The organism is Salinibacterium sp. AL4.1 (genome assembly GCF_059767305.1).
Window position 1 is genome coordinate 233720 of sequence record NZ_JBSOQK010000002.1, and the last position, 18153, is coordinate 251872.

Below are 18153 nucleotides of genomic sequence, written 5' to 3' on the forward strand. Positions count from 1 at the left end.
CTAATGAACGATTCAGCAGTTATGATTGATCCTTGTGCCGGAAACTCGTTACCGGCGCCACAACTACTTGAAACCCCCTCACCAGGGGCTTCTCCAACGCTGGATCGGTAGGCCGGGTAATCCCACCGATCCATCAACGCGCGATGCCATTCTGTAAACGATCGACGTGCGATCACATGTCTCGTTTACCGGCATTGCGCCGGTGCCCTCCTTATTCGGGTTAAGGGGGGCACCACCCACCCGGGTCTTCTCTCACGACCCGCTACCGCTCGACGCTAGAGCGACGCCTCGTGTTCCTTGATCTCATCGGTCAACTGCCGAAGCGCCGTGCGCAACGCCCGCTCTGAGTCCAAGCCATTAGCTTTCGCGGATGCCACAATCGCCAACAAGAGCGGGCCCAGTTCGTCTTCTTCCGTGACATTGATCGCCCCGGGAGCCGTGGCATCCAGCAGCCCCACTTTGTGGGCGCGACCCAGCAGCTTGTCCGCAAGAGCGAGTGCAGGCATCTTCGCAGGGATGCCGTCGGTGACGCTGGTGCGGTGAGGTTTCTCAGTTTTCTTGAGCTCATCCCAGGCGGCGATCACGTCATCCGCAGTATCAGCAGTGGTGTCGGCAAAGACGTGCGGGTGGCGACTAACCATTTTTGCCGTCATGTTTGCGGCAACATCTTCGAGCGTGAAGCGCCCGGCTTCGGTCGCAATGTCGGCGTGAAAGAGCACTTGATAGAGCACGTCGCCCAGCTCTTCGACCATGTCGGTCGAGTCACCGCTCTCAATCGCATCCACCAACTCGTAGGTCTCTTCCACCAGATGCTGCACGAGCGACTCGTGGGTCTGGTCACGATCCCAGGCGCAACCGCCCGGAGCCCGCAATCGCTCGAGGGTGGCAATCAGGGTGTCGAGTTCAGGATGGGGTGCAACAGGCTCGGTCATGAACCAATCCTCCCACTCCTAAAAGTAAGCCGAAGTCACGTCCAATAAAGCGGTATGTCGCGCTCTTCCCTACTCGCGGCATCGGTCACTATATGAACCGTGGACCCGAAGAATTTGTCTCCTGAGCGCGCCGACGGCATCCCGTCCCACACCCCGTTCATGCGACGCCTAGTCGCCGGACTCATCCACCTTCTTCGACCGCTGCTCAAGGTGAACCTTCTCGCTTTCCGCGTCGATGCGGCGAACACACTCTTTCCGCCCGACAAGCCTGAGGGCGAAGTAGTCGCTCCCGATCCAGCTCGACTGTTGTTTATCGGAGACGCAGCGGCATCCAGCTACGGCTTGCTCCATCATGGGCTTGGTGTCGTCTCGCAAACGTCGCGCTATGTGGCGCGTGAGTTGGCATCCGGATGCTCGTGGACCAGCATCGCGGACGTCGAGCTAACCATGGCGCGCGCCGCCAAGGAGCTCGAGAACGTGAACCACGACTTGGATGCTGTCATCATCGTGCTCGGACCGCCCGACGTGCTCTTCGGAACGACCGCGACCGAATGGACCACCAACCTCCACAACATCATTCACGCCGTGCGCCAAGGCCCCAACCCTCAATGCCCGGTAATTGTTGCCGCCGTGCCGCCGATGTACCGCTTTCGAGCAATGCCGCGCTTCATTCAGCGACTCCTCGCGTTGCAAATTACGAGGCTCAATCGGGCATCACTCGCCGTCGCCGACACCGTCCCCGGTGTGAGCTACGTTGCTTTCCCCTCCTTGGACATGTGCAACACCTTCATTCAAGACAGCCTCAATTGGAAGTCAATTCATTCGCTCTGGGGCAAGCAACTGGGGGCCGTGACGTCACAAACACTCGCCGCCCAGCGCAGTGCCCGCGACAGCATCTGAGGCGACCACAACTCGGTAACGTTACGCGGCTGAGCCTCCGCTGCTCGCGATACTGACGCGCGCGCATGCGAGAATCGGGGCGTGTCTGCTCCCCACAAACGTTCTCGCCTCGTCAGCGTCATCATCGTGCTCGCCCTCGTGGGCGGCGCCGCTATTGCCGCATACTCGAGTGCTACTTCGCCCGGATCAAACAGCGATGGCGCCACCCTGGTGGGCAGCGCGGAGGGCTCGGGTTCGGCATCCGAATCGTCGTCGACAGCCCCCGGCATTGATGTCGAAAACGAGACGGAAGGCACGAGCGGCAACGACATCCCTTCTGGCGCTTTCGCAGCGACCGTCACCTATGTGCACGATGGCGACACCCTCTACCTCGACAATGGGAGCGCCGAGGAACTGAAGGTACGTCTCATCGGACTCGACACCCCCGAACTCGCCAGTCAACAGCAGCCGGATGCCGAAGAATGCTACGGCGTTGAAGCCCGCGAACTACTCCGCGACTTTCTCCCCGAAGGCACCGACGTGTGGGCGCTCGAAGACCGCGAGCCCGAGGACAGCTACGGTCGCTCGTTGCTGTACGTCTACCTCCAGGACGGCACGCTCGTGAACCTAGCCATGGTCGAACTGGGCGCCGCCGAGGCCCTCAAAGTTGGGCTCAACGACCGCTTCTGGCCCGAGCTGCGCAACGCCGAAGACGACGCGTACGCGGCGAAACTCGGCATGTGGGGTTCCTGCTAACCTCCGAGTGCACCACTAGATTGGTCTGACCACAGACCGACGGGAAGAGTACTCGTGATTCGCATAGACGCAATCAACCTGCACGTGACAGCCATCCACACGCGAATTCCGTTTCGCTACGGAATCGCCGAAATGACCGCTGCGCCGCACGTCGTGGTGGAGCTACAAGTGAGTGACGGCGTCACCACCGCTCGGGGCTTCGCCTCCGAACACCTCCCACCCAAGTGGTTCACGAAAGACCCCGACTCGCTCTTCGTCGACGACGTCGAAGACCTCGTGGCAGGCATCCAGAATGCTGCTGCGCTCGCCCGCAACGCAGAAGCCGACACGGTGTTCGACCTCTGGTGGTCACTGGAACAACGCCATGCCGCCTGGGCGAAAGCCAACTCAGTGCCCGGCCTCGTCGCGGGTCTCGGAACAAGCCTCATCGAACGCGCTCTCATCGACGCAACCTGCCGCCTCTTGGGCACGCCGTTCGTGCGCGCCGTTCACAGCGAAACCTTCGGGATTGAGCTGGGGCGCATCCATCCGGAACTTGCAGGTCGCCCGCTGGCAGAGTTCACCGCTCAGGATGCCGCGCCCACGATGGCCATTCGCCACACGGTGGGTCTCTCCGATCCACTCACCGACGACGAGGTGCGTGACGACCCCAACGACGGACTCCCCGTGAGCCTCGCGGCAGTGCTCGCGCGCTACGGAGCAAAGTATTTGAAGATCAAAACAGCGGGAAACGCGAAGAACGACATCGGCCGCCTGAAGCGCATCGACGAGGTCTGCCGCGCCAGCGGATCATCGCCCCTGTGGACCATCGATGGCAATGAATCGATGACCACCGCTGCAGCATTGAAAGGGTGGCTGGATGCCCTCAGCGCCGACCCCGAAGTCGATACGCTGCTACACGAGAAGCTCATCGCGATTGAGCAGCCCATTCACCGCAGCCATGCACTTGATGAGTCGAGTCGCGCGGATCTGCACGCTGTCAGTCAACGTTTTTCGGTGATTATCGACGAGTCAGACGAGGCGATCGACACCGTGCGCGCCGCGATGGATCTAGGCTACGCCGGCGGAACATACAAGGGCTGCAAGGGCGTCATCCGCGGGCTGGCCAACGCCGCACTTGTTGCCGCACGTCGCGTCGATGACGGAAGCGCCGCGGCAACGATCCTGACCGCGGAAGATCTCTCAACCGTCGCCCCGCTCACAATCAATCAAGACCTTGTCGTCGCCGCAACCATGGGCCTCACCCACATCGAACGCAATGGCCACCACTACTGGGGAACGCCTGCTCCTCTCGCCAGCACCGTGAACGACCTGCTGGTGGATGCTCACCCCGATGCCTTCGTGCGCGACGGTGATGGCCCGGCCCGACTGCACGTTGTTGACGGCGCTGTCTCGTTGGCATCCATCATGGCGGCGCCATTCGGGACTGCATTCGAGCTCGACCTCAGCGGGCTCGAACCGCTGAGCATCGCGAGTGCCCGGAGGATCGCGCATGGCTAACCGTGAAGCAGAACGCGCACGCTTCACGGTGCTTCCACTGGCGAACGGGGCCGTCTACAACCTCGTGCTGCAGCAACTCTTGAGCTTCATCGAAGGCCTTGAACCTGGCGACCGGCTGCCCTCCGAACGAGCGCTCTCGGAGAAGTTCTCCGTGAGCCGAGTCTCGCTGCGCGAGGCGCTACGCTCCCTCGAAAGCATGGGACGCATCGATATTCGTCGCAATTCGGGCAGCTTCGTACGCGAACCGCTAGCGAACCCCATGACGGACTACATTCGCCGGGTCGTTCCCGGGGGCGAAGCATCGCTCAACCAATTGGTCTCGGTACGCGCGGCTCTCGAAGACCGCGTACTCCTGGTCCTTGGCGACGCCGAGCACGACTACTCTCACGTGCACGCGCACTTGCTCGAGGTGGAAGACGAGGTCGCTGAGGCCTCCCCCGCCGGCAGCCTCGATGTGCGCTTCGAAGCACTGCTCGCTCGCCTCACGAACAACCGTCTATTGATCGAATTCCAGCGAACTACCCACGAGTTGTGGATTGACACGTGGGGCGGCTGCGGCCGGGCACCCGGGGATCGTCGGGCATTGCTGGCCGAGCACTGGGGCATCCTCGACGCCCTCCGTGCCGGCGATACCGCTCTGGCCCGCGAGCGTATGGCGGCCCACGTTGACCGCACAGCGGTGTAGCGACTAACGCCGGCTTCTTCCCCGGCTCTTCACGTGGTCTACCCATTCTGCATTCGTTTCTGGAAACGATTGCGAATCCCCGATGTTCTGTGGTTTGATCGTGAACGACAAACGGAAGGTGACGATGAAGTCTTCGTCTGGAATCGATTCTGAGCAGGCTGCTTACGACGTGCTGCACGCCGGCACCGTGATCCCTGCCCACCTGCTCGCTCTCACCGCCCAGCGCACCCTCGATGAACGTCGGCAGCGAGCGCTCACCCGCTACTACCTTGATGCAGGCGTGGGCGGGCTGGCCGTTGGAGTCCACACGACGCAGTTCGCCATCCGGGAACGAGGCATGTTCGAGCGCGTTCTCGAACTTGCCGCCGAAGAGTCCCGCACCTGGACCACCCGCCCAATCGCACTCGTCGCGGGGCTCATCGGCGACACCGAGCAAGCCCGCGCCGAAGCGCAAACCGCACGCAGGCTCGGCTATCACGCCGGGCTGCTCAACTTGGCTGCGCTCAAATCGTGGAGCGAAGACCAACTACTCGCGCATTGCCGCGCCATCGCCGAAGAGATCCCCCTCATCGGCTTCGCCCTCTTGCCCGAGGTGGGTGGCTTTCACCTTTCGTTCGACTTTTGGCGCCAGTTCGCCGAGATCGAGAATGTCATCGCCATCAAGATGGCTCCGTTCAATCGCTACCGCACCCTCGACATCGTTCGCGCTGTCGTTGCGGCCCGAGCCGAAGACCGAGTAACCCTCTACACCGGCAACGACGACCACATCGTGCTCGACCTGCTCCAGCCCTTCGCCATCCCCCGCGACGGTGCCACCGTCACCGTGCGCATTCGCGGCGGCCTACTGGGGCACTGGAGTGTCTGGACGCACGCCGCAGTGCAGCAATTCGCCGACCTCACCCTCGAGCGGAGCGAGATACCGCACCATCTGCTCGCCCTCGACTCCGTCGTCACCGACTGCAACAGCGCCATTTACGACGCCGCCCACGACTTCGCCGGATGCATTCCCGGCTGCCACGAGATCCTGCGACGGCAGGGGCTGTTCGAGGGCACGTGGTGTCTCGACGAGAACGAAACGCTCTCGCCCGGCCAACTCACCGAGATCGAGCGCGTCTACGCCGAGCATCCGCGCATGAACGATGACTCGTTTGTGCGAGAGAACCTTGACCGCTGGTTGAGTAGCGATCCTGCCCAGCCCTTGACCACTACCGACTGAGGAGCATCACTATGACTGAACGCACCGTCGCGTCCACTCTCGATACCGCAGAACTGCCCAGCCATTTCGAGGATGCCGCCCACCTCGAAGAGTTCATGTCACTGCCGACACAAGCGACCATCGATGAACTCGCTACCCTCGACGGCGACATCGTCATTTTGGGTGTGGCCGGCAAAATGGGCATAACCCTTGCGCGCATGATCAAGCGCGCAGCGCCCACGAAGCGTGTGATTGGCGTCGCGCGCTTCAGCGAAGAGGGCTCTCAAGAACACCTCAACAGCTTCGGCGTCGAGACCATCGTCTGCGATCTTCTCGATCCGGATGCCGTGGCAGCACTCCCCCGAGTAGCGAACGTCATTTACATGGCCGGCCTCAAGTTCGACTTCCGCGGTCGCGAGGGCTTTCTGTGGGCAATGAATACCTACGTTCCCTCGCTCGTGGCCGAGCACTATCGTGAGTCGCGCATCGTCGCCCTCTCGACCATCCACGTCTACCCGTGGAGTGATTCCCGACGCGGCGGCGTTACCGAAGATAACCTGCCGCTTGCCCGCCCCGGCGAGTACGCGAACTCGGTAGTCGGCCGCGAGCGCATGTTCCAGTACTTCTCCGAGATCAACAACACCCCTGGTCGACTGGTGCGCTTCGTCTACGCGATCGATATGCGCTACGGCGTCTTCCAAGAGATCGCGGACTGGGTCTACAACGGCGTTCCGATTCCGCTAGAGACCGGCAACGTCAACGTGATGTGGCAGGGCGATGCAATCAACCACTTTGCGCGACTGCTCACGCGCTGCGAAACCCCCTCGACACCAATCAACATCGGTGGCCCCGAAACCGTCAGCGTGCGCTACCTGGCCGAGGCTTTTGGGCGCGAGTTCAACAAAGAGCCCGTCTTCGAGGGCAGCGAAAGCGAATCGAGCCTGACGGTGAACTGCGACCGAGCGGCGGCGGAACTGGGCAACCCCCTCATCCCGATCAGCGTGATGGTGCGCTGGGTCGCCCACTGGGTACGATCCGGCGGCGACACCTACGGCAAGCCGAGCAAATTCCAGGTGCGAACCGGCGTCTTCTAAATCACTCATGTCGACAACGATGGGCAACAGCATGCTTTCCGGAATCCGGGTTCTCAGTTTTACGCACTTTCTTCAGGGGCCCTCGGCCAGCCAAATACTCGCTGACCTCGGGGCCGACGTGATCAAGGTGGAGCCGCCCCGCGGCGCTTTCGAGCGCTCGTGGACCGGCCCTGGCCGCATGATCAATGGGGTGAGCCCGTTCTTCACGCTCGCCAATCGCAATGTGCGCAGCTTGGCTGTCGATCTGAAGAATCCGGATGCCCTTGAGCCCCTGGTTGAGCTCGTGCGTTCGAGCGACGTGCTCATCGAGAGTTTTCGGCCCGGAGCACTCGACCGCCTCGGACTCGGCTACGACGCCCTGAAAGAGATCAACCCGCGGCTGATCTACTGCTCACTCTCGGGTTATGGCTCCGACGGCCCTTACGTTGATCGCCCCGGCCAAGATGTCCTAGTGCAGGCCATCTCCGGTTTGGCCGCGGCTACCGGTCGCGCCGACGACGACCCCACTCCCGTCGGCGCCTGCGTTGTCGACCAGCATGCGGCCGTGATCGGAGCAATGGGCATTCTGGCGGCGCTTCACGGTCGCGAGCGCACCGGCGAAGGCACGCGCGTTGAAAGCAACTTGCTCAACGCTGCCCTCGATCTGCAGATTGAGCCGCTGAACTACGCCCTCAACGGCTGGGATGACTCGCGCTCGGCTGCGGGGGTCTCCTCCTCCTACTACAAGGCTCCGTACGGAGTCTTCGCGGCATCCGATGGTCACTTGTGTATCTCGTTGACCAGCCTCGACGCTCTTACTACCCTGCTCAACGATGACTGGTTTGCGGCTATCGGCGAGGAGAACTCCTTCGAGCATCGCGATGAGATCAACGAGCGTGTAGCCAGCTACATCGTTCAGCGCCCCCTTGCCGAGTGGTTCGAAGTCTTTGACGAACACAAGATCTGGTCTGCTCCCGTGCAGAACTACCAGCAGGTTATTGACGACCCGCAGGTGAACCACAACAACAGTTTCGACTCCTTCGAGCATGAGACCGCGGGCGAAATTCGGGTACTTCGTCACCCCGTCACCTACGGCGGCGAACGGCCGGGCATCCGCACGCCACCGCCCGAGCTCGGTGACCACACTGCGGAGGTGCTGGCCGAGGCTGGCTATTCGCCCGAAGACATTGAGAAACTGACGACGAGTAAGGCATTCCGATGACGGCCGACACCAAGGTGACCGACGCGCGCTCGAGGGCGACGTCGGGCGCGACCCCGCTCGAGGGCGAAGAGCTGATCAGGCTCGAACGCGCCGAGTCGATTCTTCTCGTGCGGCTCAACCGGCCGGCAAAGCGCAACAGCCTCAACCGCGCCATGATCGACTCGTTGATCGACGTGTTCACTGCGCTCGCCACTGGCGCCGACGGCACGGACACCATCGACGCGGTGGTGCTCGCCGGGGCACCCGGAGCATTCTGTGCCGGTGCCGACATTGCCGGTTACCACAACGCTGCTGCAGCGGACCTTGCGGAGTTCACTCAGCGGGCGCTCACGCTCGTGAATCTCGTGCGTTCCGCTCCCGTGCCTGTCATTGCGAGCGTCGACGGGATGGCGCTCGGTGGTGGCCTCGAACTTGCTCTCGCCGCAGACTTTATGGTCGCGAGCGAGCGCGCCACACTGGGCCTGCCCGAGACACGCATCGGGCTCATTCCCGGCTGGGGCGGCACCGCTAGCCTGACCGAAGCCATCGGCGTCAGGCGAGCCAAAGAGCTGATCTTCTCGGGTGCACCGCTGAGCGCCAAACAGGCAGAACAGTGGGGACTCGTGAACCACGTGACCCCGACCGGAGAAGCAGATGCCGCAGCGCTCGCTCTCGCTAGTCAAATATCCGCTCAGGCTCCGCTCGCGGTTCGCGCCGCCAAGCGCTCGGTGCATGCGGCGAGCACTGCAGCCATCGGTACGACAACAGAGACTCAGGAGTTATTGACGTTGTTTGCCACCGCCGATGGCATCGAAGGCGTCGCCGCTTTCGTCGATAAACGCCCGCCGCTTTTTCGCGGCCTCTAACGATTCACCCTTCAGCGCAGAAAGGTCAGCTCATGGCAAGCATCCCCGTCGAGACCGAGTTTGAACTGTGGCAGTTGCCTCAACGGCACGCGTTGTCGCATGCGCTCCCAGTGCTTGCCGAAGTAGATGTTGTTGTGGTCGGCGCGGGCCCAGCCGGCGTTGCTGCCGCCACCGTCGCCGCCGAGGCGGGCCTTTCGGTGATCATCGTCGAGGGTTACGGCTTCGCTGGCGGCTCCGCTGTCGCAGGGCTCTCGGCAACGATTTGCGGTCTCTATCTCGCCTCAGAAACAGAAGCTCCCCCGGTGCAGGTAGTTCACGGCTTTACCGAACGATTCCGCGCTGCGCTCGAGGCACGAGGTGGGGTGACGCCGCCGCAAAAGTATGGTCTGACGTACACCGTGGCTCACGACCCCCTGGTCTGGCGCGAGGTAGCCGACTCCCTGCTGTTCAACGCTGGGGTGCGCGTCCTGTTCCACACTCAGGTCACGGGCGTCGTTATGGATGCTGACCGCTACGCCGGAGTCGCCATACATTCCAAAGCGGGCATGAGTGCGATCCACGCGCGCCGAGTCATCGACGCCTCGGGAGATGCGGCGGTAGTCGCCCGCGGTGGTGGCCACTATTTCTTCGGAGATGAAGGCCGCATCCAGAACCCCACGATGTTCTTTCGACTGGGCGGAGTCGACACCGACGCTTTCTGGAAAGAGTGGGGCGGCGACACCATTAGCCCGAAGGCAATCACCGCCGCGATCGTGAGTCACCGTGAAGCCGGCGCCGACCTCCCGCGCGAGAAGATTTGGGTGTTCCGCTCGACGCGCCCAGGCGAACTTTTGGTCAACGCCACCCGACTTAGCGACAGCGATGGCCGGATGCTCAACGTCGTCGATCCGGAAGACTTCACGATCGCCGAGATGTTGGGTCGCAAGCAAGTGCGCGCCTACGCGCAGTTCTTTGCGGATGCGGTAGCCGGCTGCCACGACGCCTATGTCGTTGACACTGGTGTTGAGGCGGGAATTCGCCAAACACGCAGCATCGTTGGCGTTGAGACGCTGAGCAACGAGCACGTCGTGGAATGCCGCAAGAGCGAGCACGGAGTGGTGCGCTCCCCCTGGCCGATCGAGCTGCACAGCGGCAACCGTCCCAAGCTTCACTGGCTGCTCGACGACTATTACGAGGTGCCGTACAACACGCTCGTTCCCGCGGTTGGCGAGAACATCATCGTGGCTGGTCGCTGCTTGAGCGCCGAGCATGAAGCACTCGCGTCAGCACGGGTAACGGCACAGTGCTTCGAACTGGGCCATGCGGCCGCCGTTGCAACCGTGCTGTCGCTCGAGACTGACACCGACTATCGCGACCTTCAGGGATCTCAGATCCGTACTGTGATGGCAACCAATGGGAGCTCGATCTAGAGTTTCCCGCTCGACCACGGAGCCCTCGGCATCCCCGCTCGTCGACAACACAAGAAAAACCTCGTCGCGCGAGGGGTACCCACTCACGCGACGAGGATCGTGACCCGAAGGCCCTTGTTCTAGAGCGCCAGATCGGCGCTCACAGCATCGACGTCGACAATGCCGTCGTAGATGGCGAGACGGTGACGAAGCTCGAGCGAACCTGCTGCGGGAATGGTGAAGGCATTCTCGTAGGCCCCGGCCCAGCCGATCGCCGGAAAATCCTCGAAACGGTAGAGCCAGGCCTGGTCGCCGACAGGCTCAGTGTCAGCGAAGGCGAGCCCCAGCGTGACGCTATCGCCGGCACCAGTGGTCCCCGAGAGAATCATCGTGCGCGACCGTGCTCCGGATGCCGTAATCTCGCCCGAATCGCCCGTGAGCGTGCCGGGCACGAAACCCTCAGCCAGCCGCAAGAACAGCCCGCCGTAGCCGCCGTCAGCGCGACCGCGTTGGGCGGGAGTCGCCAAAGTGAGCTCTTCCGAAGTCGAGTTGCTGAGTTCCGCGGTGAGGTCGAGAACCCACCCGGCGCTCGAAGAGCCACTGGCGCTCACGGCAATCGTTCGGCTTTCGGTCAACAGCGGTTCACCGTTGTGGCCGATCCAGTCGAGTTGCTCCGTCCAGCCCACATCCGCGCCCTCGTTGGCGCGCTGCTCCCAGCGCTGGTGAGCGATGCGCCCTTGGTCCTCGACGATCTTGTAGCCCTCGTCGGGACCGAAGTACGTGCCACCGCCCCACAGGTTGTGGTCTCCCACACGGGGGAAGGCAAACTGGAGGCCCTGATGCCAGGGGTGATCTTCAGGAGCAAAATCGGTCACTTGCGCGCCACTCAGCGTGCGGAGCGGGTGAAAATGCGGCTTGGGCGTATTGACGGCGTCAATCTCGCCACCGAGGCGATACTCCGCAATCGCGACGTCGTTTGCCGTGACCGTGAGCCCGTCAGCGTGATCGGTGATCCGCATACTATTTCTTACCTTCCGCACGAGCCGGTCCGCCCGCATCGATTGCGTCATAGAACGGATCTCCGGCCACAATCTCGCCCCGCTGAACCAACGTTCCGGTCGCTGCAGACTTGTAGAGCGCCGTCAGGAACTCGATCGTTGCTCGAGCCTCGGCGACCATAAGTTCGGGCCGTTCGCCCTCGCGCCAGTGCGCCAAGATATTGGCGAGCTGCTCGCGATGAGCCTGCTTCTCCCCTTCGGGCTGAGCCCAGTCCTCGACAACCTTCGACTGACCTTCGCCATCGATCTGGCGAACAGTCCACTCATCCATCAACGGCATATACAGAGTCTCGAGATCCACAGTGGCCTTCTGTGCGGTGACTTGGATGCGGGTCTCCTGCTGGTGGCTCAGCACTTGCGAGAGCAACGTGGCCATTCCACCGCCGGCGAAGCGCACGACTGCGGTGCTGGCATCCTCGACTTCAATCGGACGGTCGAGCGTGTCGGCAAAACCGGCAACGCTTGACCAGTCACCCATCAACCAGAGCAACAGGTCGATGGCGTGGTGCGCTTGAGTTGTGGTGGCCCCGGCGAACTCGGTCGCAAACTTGCCCCGCCAGCTGGTCTCCCAGTATTCGGGGCCGCGGTACCACGACGTGTTCGCGTAGCCGGTGAGCACCGAACCCCACTCGCCGCTGCGCAGTTTGTCGCGAACCTGACGGGCACCCCCGGAATACCGGAACTGGGATACCGTCACGCAGGCCTGGCCAGTCTCGGCTTCCACCGCGGCAATGCGATCGACCGACGCGAGCGACCCCGTCATGGGCTTCTCACAAAAGACCCACGCCCCGGCCCGCATCACTTGAATCGCGAGCGGCTCGTGAGTGTGGGGTGGAGTAGCGAGAACAACAATGTCCGGATGCTGCTCCTCCATCATCACCGCAAGGTCACTGTAGAGCTTGTCGGTTGCGAAGCGCTCGCCAGCCTCCGTTCGGCGTACGTCGTCGAGATCGACGATGCCGACGAGTTCTGCTTGCTCAGGAAGAGCGGTGATCGCGGGCAAATGGGCTGCTGCCCCAATGCCCCCTGCGCCTACAACCGCTATGCGTGCTTTCTTCATAAAACTGGGCTATCCCTTCAAGCCTGTAGTGGCAATACCGCTCGTCAGGTACTTCTGACCTGCGAGGAAGAATCCGAACAATGGTCCAAGCGAGAGGACGGCCATGGCGAACATCGGCCCCCACGATGACTCCCCCGTTGAATCGAGGAAGGAGTTCAATCCGAGCGGCACCGTATAGAGCCGCGGGTCGCTGAGGTAGATCATCGGAGTGAAGAAGTCGTTCCACGTCCAGATGAACGTAAAGATGGCGGTGGTCGCGAGCGCCGGCACTGTCAGCGGAAGAATGATTCTCCAGTAGATCTGAAAAGGCCCCGCGCCATCCACTCTCGCCGCTTGGTCAAGCTCCACAGGAAGCCCCCGCATGAACTGCACCATGAGGAAGATGAAGAACGAATCCACCGCCAAGAACTTGGGGGCAACCAACGGCAGAAAGGTGTTGACCCAATCGAGCTGCGCGAACAGGATGTACTGCGGCACAATCACCACGTGATACGGCAACATAATGGTGGCGAGCATCGCCCCGAAGAGCACTCGTCGAAGTCGAAAGTCCAGCCGCGCGAAAGCATAGGCGGCCAGCGAGCAGGCGATGAGGTTTCCGATTACGGCGAGTGCCGCCACGATCGTGGAGTTCAAGAAATAGGTGCCAAACCCAATGCCCGCACCTTCCCATCCTCGTTCGTAGTTATCGGTCACTAGGGGATCCGGGATCAGCGACACTTCACTGAAAATCTGAGCCGTGTCTTTGAACGAGCTCCCGATCATCCAGAGCACGGGGTACAGCATGAGCATGCCGAACCCGATAATAAGGAAATGGGCAAGCGCCTTGCGCGTCTTACTCTTCTTCGCGCCGACGATTCCGGTCATGTTAGTCGTCATAATGCACCCAATACTTTGAAAGCCAGAAGTTGATTCCGGTGATCGCGGCGATCACGAGCAGTAGTGCCCACGCCATCGCACTGGCGTAGCCCATCTCTAGGCCGGTGAATCCGCGCTGATAGAGATAGAGGGTGTAGAACAGCGTCGAGTTTGCTGGACCACCCGTTCCCCCTGAGACCACGTAAGCGGGAGTGAACGCCTGCATCGCCCCGATGAGCTGCAAGATCATGTTGAAGAGAACGATTGGGGTCAACATCGGGAAAGTGATGTGCCGAAAGCGTCCCCAGGGGCCAACGCCATCGACCGCGGCGGCCTCATAGAGATAAACCGGGACTTGGCGAAGCGCGGCGAGAAAGATCACCATGGGCGATCCAAAAGTCCAGACGTTCAGGATGATGAGGGTTCCGAGCGCAGTATCGGGATGACCTATCCACGATTGCCCTTCGATGCCCACGAGCGCGAGCACTTGGTTGATAAGCCCCGTTTGCCCGAACATTTGACGCCACAGGATCGCGATAGCAACGCTGCCACCGATCAGCGACGGAATGTAGTAGATCGAACGGTAGATCGGCAAGCCCTTGATGCCTCGGTTGAGCGCGAGAGCAACAAGAAGCGCGAAGGCCAGTTGCAACGGCACCGAGACGAAGACGTAGATCGCCGTGACCCGCACGGACTCAAGGTACTTAGGGTCTGCAGTAAACATGCGCTCGTAGTTCTCGAAGCCTACCCATTCAGGCGGGCTGAGCAAGCTGTAGTCAGTGAATGACAGGTACAGCGAGACGAGCATGGGCCCAAAGGTGATGGCGACGAAGCCGATAAGCCACGGGGCGAGAAAAATGTAGGGCGCAGCGCGGTCGAGCATCATTCTGCGACGCAACGAGCGCGTACCCCCGGACCGGGGAGCCTTAGCGGCTCCCCGACCCGGACGCGACTCGGACCGTCCGCGCGCGTCAGCCGGAGCTGATGCGTCGTTAGAGGTCTGAGGCAGTGACATTGTGTACTAGCTCAGTTCCTGTTCGGCACGCTCGATGAAGCTGGCAACAGCATCCTCGATACTCATGCGATCGAACTGAACCTCTTGAGCGATTTCAGCGAACAGGGCGTTCACATTACCGGCGCCCGGCTGCGGCGGTACGGGCGGAGCCGCACCATCAACACGAACGCTGTCAATAACCGTCAGGCCCTTAGCAGTAACGTCGTCAACGCTTGCCGAAGCAGCGTCGCCGACAGCAGGGTTGGCGGGAACGCCGCGGTCGATGCCGAGAATCTCGTAAGCCTCGGGATCGTTGAGCAGGAAGTCGACCAGCATGGCTGCTTCCTCGGGGTGTTCGGTCTCCGCGCCGATGGCAATGTTCATTGCGGTACGCAGGTACGAACCAGCGGTGGGCGTTTCGCCAGGCATACGGTCAACAGCGATCTCAGCCTCAATGCTCGACTGAACGGCTTCCATCTGGTTAGCAAAGATGAAGCCAGAGGCTGCCTTGCTCGCGATGATGGCGTCGAACGGCGTCGGGTACTCCGAGGTCAGCGACCCCGGGGTCGCTGCACCAGAGTCACGCAGGTCGGCCCAGTACTTCCAGAAGTCCTCCAACGTCTCGGCCGAGAAGCCAAGTCCGTCGTCGGTGAGGTACGCCTCACCGTTCTGGTTGGCCCATACCTCGAAGACTTGGTAGCCGGTTGAGAGGTCGGTTACACCGAAGGTTCCGGAGTCCGTGCCATCGCTGACCTTCTTGGCTGCGGTTGCGAGGTCATCCCAGCTCCATCCCTCGGTGGGAATCGAGACGCCAGCTTGGTCGAACAACTCGGTGTTGAAGATGAAGGCTTGGGTGGTGAGCCCAAATTGGAGGGCAGACAGTTCGCCGTCGATCGTGCTCGTGTCGAGAAGACCCTGATCCCAGCCGTCAAGGTTCAGGCCCTGGCTAGTTGCCTCGTTGAGGTCGTAGAGCTGGCCGCGCGATGCGAACTCGCGCAGCACCTCTTCGTACAACTGGAAAACGTCGGGTGAGTTGTTGCCGGCAGCCTGAGTAAGCAGCTTGTCGATGTAGCCGTCGAAACCACCGAAGTCACGAACAACCGTGATCCCCGGGTTCTTTTCCTCGAACAGGTCGAGCGCCTCGTTGGTGAGTTCGTGACGTGAGTCCGTTCCCCACCAGGAGAAACGAATTTCAACTTCGCCCTGTTCAGTGTCGGATGCTGGCGCGCAGCCCACCATCGCAATGCTGACTGCAACAGCTGCAGCCGCGGCGAGTGCTGCTCGCCGGATTCGGTTCTGTACCACTGTGTTGTCCCATCTCTTCGTTGAGAATTGCTGAGCCGATTGACTGATCTGTGGACTGACCAATTCTGCAATCGGCGGCGAGCCGTCGGTGACCCGGCCCTGCACGAAGCGACCAGGTCGGCCGCGTTGCACTGTGGCGATACTAACCACCTAGAACCGATCCCGTCAACGATTCTGGAAAGGATTCCGGAAACTGCTCTGAGTGGTCTCTTTATGGCTAGACAACTGAGCGCGGGCAGCACGAAACGAGACGAACCGTTCTGTCTTTGCCCGCAATTAGGCCGACGGCGCGGCTACGCAACCGCCCGCACGATACTCAGTGGGGAGCAGAACTTCACGGGGGGATGCCCCTTGCAGACCTTCGAGCATGAGACCAGCCGCCTCTGCCCCCAGTTGCTGCCGATCCCGCCAGATCGTGTCGAGCGCTGGCGTCATGAACTCAGCGAGCGGAACTGGATCACACGTCACCAAGCTCAGGTCTGCTGGCGCACGCAAGCCGGCATCACGCAAAGCCGCCAGCACACCAATCAGAATCTGGTTGCTTCCCGCCACAATGGCCGTGGGCCGTTGCGCGTTCGCCACCAGGGCACGAGTTGCTTCCTCGCCGTGCTCGGAGGAGAAAGCTCCCGAGAGCACTTCGATCGTGACGTCGGGATGCGCCTGGGCCGCGGCACGCGCTGCGGCCGCTCGCTCCATCGCAGGCAGAACGTTCGGAATACCGTTGATCAACGCAATTCGTCGGTGGCCTAAGCCGATCAGCTTCTGAATCACTTCAGTCATTCCTGCACGGTGGTCGCTCAGCACTCGAGAGGCTCCCGCTGTTCCCAGATGCCGATCGATGAGAACCGTCGGCAGTCCCGAGTGCGCGATGGCGTCAACGATTGGGCCGCCGTCTTCTTCACCCACAGAAATCAGCAACCCGTCGACTCGACGCTTGATCAGCATCCGAAGCTGCTTCACTGCAATTTCTGGATCATTAAGCGAGTTCGCCACGAAGGTTGAATAGCCTTGAGCACGCAGCACCGTTTCGGCTCCATGAGAGATTTCGGCAAAGAGCTGGTTCGAAATGTCAGCCACGAGAACACCAATGGTTCGCGTGGCTCCCGTGCGCAGACTCTGCGCCAAGACGTCGGGTTCATAGCCGAGCTCCTCAACGGCGGCGAGTACTTTTTCGCGCATCCGGTCGCTCACATCCGGGTGGTCAGAAAGCACGCGCGAGACGGACGACATTGCCACCCCTGCGCGGTCGGCAACATCTTTCATGCCCGCAAGTTTGAACTCGCGATTTGGCTCCTGTGCCACAGTTTCTGCTCTCTTCTGCGCTTTCTCCAGCGCACCACCCGATTATCGGCTGAAGTGCGTGCCTGCATCGCTCCAGCCCTTGGGCAGACTATTGCGAATCGTCGCTCTGGTCAACGATTCTGGAATGGGTTCCAGATTTTGTGCATGTTCCCATGGCACGATTGGTGCATGCTCGACCCCGCCAACCCGCTCATGCTCGCCCTGCTGTGGGTGGTACTCGTCGGCGTGCTGACGGCATTAGCCCTCAGAACCTTTCGTCGCGACCAGCGCGAGTACCGCCGCTTCAAGCGTTTTCGCACCACTAAGCGCCGCCAGCTGATGCTGCGCCGGTGGCTGCTGATCTCATTCTCACTGTTTGGTGGCCTCGCTCTGGCAACGCTGCTGGCCAGTGGAGCATTCGCCGCTCCCCTGTTGACCGAGGTGCGGGCCTGGCCGTGGGTGTCGTGGCTACTCGGCGTGCTTGCCGCTCGCCCCACGGTGACCGCCGGAGTGCTCATAGGGCTCGCGATCGGATTCATCGCCGTCACTGCTCTTGCCATCATCTCCGTGCGCAAAGAGGGCGAAGAGGTGGTGAGCGTCGGCGACGTTCAAGCCATCCTCCCCCGCAACCGTCAAGAACTCGTGCTGGGCGGGCTGCTCTCGATCAACGCCGGAGTCGTCGAAGAGTTGCTGTTCAGGCTCGCGCTGCCAGCGCTGCTCTTCGCTACGACCGGCAACGCCGTGGTCGCTATCGTCGTGAGCCTGGTGTTGTTCGGCCTCATGCACTCATACCAAGGCCTGACCGGCATTATCGTCACGACCGTGCTCGGCGCCATTTTCATGGCCGTCTACGTTCTTACTGGCAGCATTCTTGTGACGATCATTGCCCACGCGCTGATCGATCTACGATCGCTCGTTCTCATTCCGATGGCAATCGGGGGCGTTCACCGCATCGACGGTCGCCGCAACCCGCTCGCGTTCACGCCGAAGCCGAAGCCTGTGAGTGTCGAACCGGATGCCGCCGCAGCCGCGCCAGAGGCGCCGGTTCCTGATGCCCCGGCGCCCGTCTCCGTGGAGGCCGCACCGGCGGAGGCTACCTCCGAAGATTCACGCCCCGGCTGACGC

The 18153-nt window shown here is 61.7% G+C and carries 17 protein-coding genes; 10 read left to right on the forward strand and 7 right to left on the reverse strand.

Annotation, left to right across the window (positions count from 1 at the left end):
• Positions 1 to 275: 275 nt before the first annotated feature.
• The gene (locus ACWTV3_RS10515) at positions 276 to 932 is read right to left on the reverse strand and encodes a nucleoside triphosphate pyrophosphohydrolase (protein WP_498478159.1); all 657 of its coding nucleotides are present in this window, start codon (positions 930 to 932) and stop codon (positions 276 to 278) included.
• 99 nt (positions 933 to 1031) lie between these two features.
• Between ACWTV3_RS10515 and ACWTV3_RS10520 the strand changes: the two genes are divergently transcribed.
• The 9 genes from ACWTV3_RS10520 (at position 1032) to ACWTV3_RS10560 (ending at position 10496) form a co-directional block, all read left to right on the forward strand.
• Positions 1032 to 1832, forward strand: a complete 801-nt coding sequence (locus tag ACWTV3_RS10520; protein WP_498478160.1) for an SGNH/GDSL hydrolase family protein — start codon at positions 1032 to 1034, stop codon at positions 1830 to 1832.
• 81 nt (positions 1833 to 1913) lie between these two features.
• Positions 1914 to 2567: a thermonuclease family protein gene (locus ACWTV3_RS10525; protein ID WP_498478161.1), complete on the forward strand. Its 654-nt coding sequence runs from the start codon at positions 1914 to 1916 to the stop codon at positions 2565 to 2567.
• A 54-nt stretch (positions 2568 to 2621) separates the two neighbouring features.
• Complete coding sequence (locus ACWTV3_RS10530; RefSeq protein WP_498478162.1) at positions 2622 to 4067, forward strand: hypothetical protein; 1446 nt, start codon at positions 2622 to 2624, stop codon at positions 4065 to 4067.
• Positions 4060 to 4752, forward strand: a complete 693-nt coding sequence (locus ACWTV3_RS10535; protein ID WP_498478163.1) for a FadR/GntR family transcriptional regulator — start codon at positions 4060 to 4062, stop codon at positions 4750 to 4752. The genes ACWTV3_RS10530 and ACWTV3_RS10535 overlap by 8 nt, the downstream gene beginning before the upstream one ends.
• Positions 4753 to 4876: 124 nt before the next feature.
• On the forward strand, positions 4877 to 5968 hold the full coding sequence (locus ACWTV3_RS10540) for a dihydrodipicolinate synthase family protein (RefSeq protein ID WP_498478164.1): 1092 nt from the start codon (positions 4877 to 4879) through the stop codon (positions 5966 to 5968).
• A gap of 11 nt (positions 5969 to 5979) precedes the next feature.
• Positions 5980 to 7041: an NAD-dependent epimerase/dehydratase family protein gene (locus ACWTV3_RS10545; RefSeq protein WP_498478165.1), complete on the forward strand. Its 1062-nt coding sequence runs from the start codon at positions 5980 to 5982 to the stop codon at positions 7039 to 7041.
• Between the two features lie 7 nt (positions 7042 to 7048).
• Positions 7049 to 8242, forward strand: coding sequence for a CaiB/BaiF CoA transferase family protein (locus tag ACWTV3_RS10550; protein ID WP_498478166.1), 1194 nt, complete (start codon positions 7049 to 7051; stop codon positions 8240 to 8242).
• The gene (locus tag ACWTV3_RS10555) at positions 8239 to 9087 is read left to right on the forward strand and encodes an enoyl-CoA hydratase/isomerase family protein (RefSeq protein WP_498478167.1); all 849 of its coding nucleotides are present in this window, start codon (positions 8239 to 8241) and stop codon (positions 9085 to 9087) included. Before ACWTV3_RS10550 ends, ACWTV3_RS10555 begins: the two co-directional genes overlap by 4 nt.
• A gap of 32 nt (positions 9088 to 9119) precedes the next feature.
• Complete coding sequence (locus tag ACWTV3_RS10560) at positions 9120 to 10496, forward strand: FAD-dependent oxidoreductase (protein ID WP_498478168.1); 1377 nt, start codon at positions 9120 to 9122, stop codon at positions 10494 to 10496.
• Between the two features lie 119 nt (positions 10497 to 10615).
• Here ACWTV3_RS10560 and ACWTV3_RS10565 read toward each other — a convergent pair whose 3' ends face one another.
• From ACWTV3_RS10565 to ACWTV3_RS10590, 6 genes are all read right to left on the reverse strand, one after another.
• Positions 10616 to 11494, reverse strand: coding sequence for a DUF6807 domain-containing protein (locus ACWTV3_RS10565; protein ID WP_498478169.1), 879 nt, complete (start codon positions 11492 to 11494; stop codon positions 10616 to 10618).
• 1 nt (position 11495) lies between these two features.
• A complete protein-coding gene (locus ACWTV3_RS10570) occupies positions 11496 to 12593 on the reverse strand; it encodes a Gfo/Idh/MocA family protein (protein ID WP_498478170.1) in 1098 nt (365 codons plus the stop codon).
• Between the two features lie 9 nt (positions 12594 to 12602).
• On the reverse strand, positions 12603 to 13469 hold the full coding sequence (locus ACWTV3_RS10575; RefSeq protein WP_498478171.1) for a carbohydrate ABC transporter permease: 867 nt from the start codon (positions 13467 to 13469) through the stop codon (positions 12603 to 12605).
• On the reverse strand, positions 13459 to 14334 hold the full coding sequence (locus ACWTV3_RS10580; RefSeq protein WP_498478172.1) for a carbohydrate ABC transporter permease: 876 nt from the start codon (positions 14332 to 14334) through the stop codon (positions 13459 to 13461). Before ACWTV3_RS10580 ends, ACWTV3_RS10575 begins: the two co-directional genes overlap by 11 nt.
• 135 nt (positions 14335 to 14469) lie before the next feature.
• Positions 14470 to 15747, reverse strand: coding sequence for an ABC transporter substrate-binding protein (locus tag ACWTV3_RS10585; RefSeq protein WP_498478173.1), 1278 nt, complete (start codon positions 15745 to 15747; stop codon positions 14470 to 14472).
• 276 nt (positions 15748 to 16023) lie between these two features.
• A complete protein-coding gene (locus ACWTV3_RS10590) occupies positions 16024 to 17010 on the reverse strand; it encodes a LacI family DNA-binding transcriptional regulator (RefSeq protein WP_498478174.1) in 987 nt (328 codons plus the stop codon).
• 183 nt (positions 17011 to 17193) lie between these two features.
• Here ACWTV3_RS10590 and ACWTV3_RS10595 point away from each other — a divergent pair, with 183 nt between their 5' ends.
• On the forward strand, positions 17194 to 18150 hold the full coding sequence (locus ACWTV3_RS10595; RefSeq protein ID WP_498478175.1) for a CPBP family intramembrane glutamic endopeptidase: 957 nt from the start codon (positions 17194 to 17196) through the stop codon (positions 18148 to 18150).
• The last annotated feature ends 3 nt before the right edge of the window (positions 18151 to 18153 follow it).

Bases quoted from the DNA above. Each gene is read 5' to 3' on its own strand.
- ACWTV3_RS10595 (WP_498478175.1), top strand. From the start codon at position 17,194: ATGTTCCCATGGCACGATTGGTGCATGCTCGACCCCGCCAACCCGCTC.
- ACWTV3_RS10570 (WP_498478170.1), bottom strand. From the start codon at position 12,593: ATGAAGAAAGCACGCATAGCGGTTGTAGGCGCAGGGGGCATTGGGGCA.
- ACWTV3_RS10515 (WP_498478159.1), bottom strand. From the start codon at position 932: ATGACCGAGCCTGTTGCACCCCATCCTGAACTCGACACCCTGATTGCC.
- ACWTV3_RS10590 (WP_498478174.1), bottom strand. From the start codon at position 17,010: ATGAAAGATGTTGCCGACCGCGCAGGGGTGGCAATGTCGTCCGTCTCG.
- ACWTV3_RS10540 (WP_498478164.1), top strand. From the start codon at position 4,877: ATGAAGTCTTCGTCTGGAATCGATTCTGAGCAGGCTGCTTACGACGTG.
- ACWTV3_RS10545 (WP_498478165.1), top strand. From the start codon at position 5,980: ATGACTGAACGCACCGTCGCGTCCACTCTCGATACCGCAGAACTGCCC.
- ACWTV3_RS10575 (WP_498478171.1), bottom strand. From the start codon at position 13,469: ATGACGACTAACATGACCGGAATCGTCGGCGCGAAGAAGAGTAAGACG.
- ACWTV3_RS10565 (WP_498478169.1), bottom strand. From the start codon at position 11,494: ATGCGGATCACCGATCACGCTGACGGGCTCACGGTCACGGCAAACGAC.
- ACWTV3_RS10550 (WP_498478166.1), top strand. From the start codon at position 7,049: ATGTCGACAACGATGGGCAACAGCATGCTTTCCGGAATCCGGGTTCTC.
- ACWTV3_RS10535 (WP_498478163.1), top strand. From the start codon at position 4,060: ATGGCTAACCGTGAAGCAGAACGCGCACGCTTCACGGTGCTTCCACTG.
- ACWTV3_RS10555 (WP_498478167.1), top strand. From the start codon at position 8,239: ATGACGGCCGACACCAAGGTGACCGACGCGCGCTCGAGGGCGACGTCG.
- ACWTV3_RS10560 (WP_498478168.1), top strand. From the start codon at position 9,120: ATGGCAAGCATCCCCGTCGAGACCGAGTTTGAACTGTGGCAGTTGCCT.
- ACWTV3_RS10580 (WP_498478172.1), bottom strand. From the start codon at position 14,334: ATGATGCTCGACCGCGCTGCGCCCTACATTTTTCTCGCCCCGTGGCTT.